Annotated in this window: 5 protein-coding genes; 3 read left to right on the top strand and 2 right to left on the bottom strand. The window is 40.1% G+C overall.

Annotated features, from left to right (window positions below):
- Positions 1-93: 93 nt before the first annotated feature.
- A complete protein-coding gene (locus NFR55_RS10405; protein ID WP_251548837.1) occupies positions 94-450 on the bottom strand; it encodes a DUF3846 domain-containing protein in 357 nt (118 codons plus the stop codon).
- Positions 451-555: 105 nt separating this feature from the next.
- Between NFR55_RS10405 and NFR55_RS10400 the strand changes: the two genes are divergently transcribed.
- The 3 genes from NFR55_RS10400 to NFR55_RS10390 are packed head-to-tail and all read left to right on the top strand — an operon-like array spanning position 556 to position 1,508.
- Positions 556-831, top strand: a complete 276-nt coding sequence (locus NFR55_RS10400) for a helix-turn-helix domain-containing protein (RefSeq protein WP_251548835.1) — start codon at positions 556-558, stop codon at positions 829-831.
- Between the two features lie 57 nt (positions 832-888).
- A complete protein-coding gene (locus NFR55_RS10395; RefSeq protein WP_251548833.1) occupies positions 889-1,131 on the top strand; it encodes a type II toxin-antitoxin system Phd/YefM family antitoxin in 243 nt (80 codons plus the stop codon).
- Complete coding sequence (locus NFR55_RS10390; RefSeq protein WP_251548831.1) at positions 1,128-1,508, top strand: type II toxin-antitoxin system death-on-curing family toxin; 381 nt, start codon at positions 1,128-1,130, stop codon at positions 1,506-1,508. The genes NFR55_RS10395 and NFR55_RS10390 overlap by 4 nt, the downstream gene beginning before the upstream one ends.
- Positions 1,509-1,660: 152 nt before the next feature.
- Here the strand turns inward: NFR55_RS10390 and NFR55_RS10385 are convergent.
- Positions 1,661-1,870, bottom strand: a 210-nt coding sequence (locus NFR55_RS10385; protein WP_251548829.1) for a hypothetical protein, incomplete at its 5' end; no start/stop codon positions are given.

Genomic DNA, 1,870 nt, shown 5'->3' with positions numbered 1-1,870 from the left:
AAAAGCGGACAGTCGTCACACTGTTCCTCGGTGGTGCAATGCTTGAGCGCCGTTTCTATCTCTCCCGGCTTTAACCGCAGCTTCTTCAATTGTTTATCTTTCATACCGGAACTCTCTCTCGCAGCCTAAATCCAAAATATTATTTAGAATTAACTGCACTTGTCTGTCGGTCATATCTATGTGCTCACCGTGTTCGTCAAACGCGAAAAACGCTATATTGCCCACAAGCAATTCTTTTCCGATACAACAGTTCGGCGCAAATCCGTCGAGCTTGCCTGTATCGTTGCAATACAGCACCACATTGTGCAATTCGGGCAAGTCCACAAACTGCGTTACATAATACCCGGAGAAGAACCCGCCGCAGAGCTCTTGTATTATTTCGTAATCGTCTTCGATTTCCAGCACTTCTATCGGTTTCCCTACTCCCTTATACCCCATTCTTACTTTCACTATCGTTTCTCCTTTTTGATAAAATATCATAATTATGATATTTAAGTATAAATCATAATTATGATTATGTCAATCACATTTATGATAATTTGTTATAATTCATATATGAAACAATTCGGCGAAAAAATAAAAGAGCTTCGACTTCTAAAAGGGCTAACACAAAAACAACTTGCAACTATTTTAGAATGCGCACAATCAGCTATAGTTTATTGGGAGACTAACAAGCAGGAGCCAACAATTTCGTCATTAAAAAAATTGTGTATTGTTTTCGATGTATCGTCAGACTATCTTCTTGGGCTCGAGGACGAAAGCGGTGCTCGCGCTGCTACTCAAATAAACAATCTTTCTCATTTCAACAACTCCGGCACTATTAAATTTTGAAATATAGATTGACTTTATCCTATTTTTAACGTATAATATTTGTAGGAGGTATTTGTAATGCAAATCAATACGAACCAAATTCTTTCTATGACTGAGGCAAATCAAAATTTTAGCCGTGCCGTTAAAATTGCCGACCAAAACGGATCTGCTGTAATCTTTCGTAATAACAAACCGCAATACATGATCGTTGCTTTGCAAGATAACCCACTGCTTGATTTAACAGATGACGAAAAGATTGACGTCGTAGCTAAGCGTATACTAAATAAATATCATGCGGCTTTTGAGGAACTTGCCAAATGATAAAGTTTTCAACCGAAAAGGTCTTGCTATTGCATCAACTTATTGTCGAAGAAACAGGCGGTAGCGCAGATCTGCGCGACTTAAATTTGTTGGATTCTGCGTTGGAAAGTGCGTTTGCTACATTCGACGGTAAAGACCTTTACCCCACCAAAGAAGAAAAAGCCGCTAAAATCGGATACAGCCTTATATCTAATCACGCCTTTGTAGACGGTAACAAGCGTATCGGCATGTACGTTATGCTTACTTTCTTGGAGGTGAACGGCATTGAACTTTATCTTACCGATGAGGACATAATACAAGCCGGACTTGCGGTTGCTTCCGGTAACATGGATAGTTCGGCATTACTACAATGGATCCAAACGCACAGGCTTAATTGAAAATGACAAAACCCGCCCTACTCGGACGGGTTTTATACTGCCTTTTTTACAATTCGTAAAATAAAAATTTGACGAAGCAACGCTCCGGGAGCGTAAGAGTTAAGCAAGGCGTAAAGGAAAAATTTTAAGAAGACTTTTACGCATAGTTTGAGCTATCCACCCCTTTTGCGTGAGTTTTGAAGCTCATGTGCCAAAGCGGAGTATTGCCCGGCAAATTCGCGTGCTTTACGCTGTGTGTCTTCTAAATCGATATTAAATTTCAATGTATAATCGTCGGAACAAGCGCTATCGTTAAATAGCGGCTCTTGTAATATTTGTATGCGTGCATACAGTCCACGGCGTAAGTCGGCTTCGGAAATTGT

Origin of the sequence: Pumilibacter intestinalis, from assembly GCF_943193005.1 — a bacterium.
GTDB lineage: Bacteria > Bacillota > Clostridia > Christensenellales > Pumilibacteraceae > Pumilibacter > Pumilibacter intestinalis.
Note: the sequence above shows the minus strand (reverse complement) of the source record. Positions and strands in the feature narration are given on the sequence as shown.

Excerpts from the sequence above, each read along its gene's own strand:
- NFR55_RS10400 (WP_251548835.1), top strand. The coding sequence starts at position 556 with ATGAAACAATTCGGCGAAAAAATAAAAGAGCTTCGACTTCTAAAAGGG.
- NFR55_RS10395 (WP_251548833.1), top strand. The coding sequence starts at position 889 with ATGCAAATCAATACGAACCAAATTCTTTCTATGACTGAGGCAAATCAA.
- NFR55_RS10390 (WP_251548831.1), top strand. The coding sequence starts at position 1,128 with ATGATAAAGTTTTCAACCGAAAAGGTCTTGCTATTGCATCAACTTATT.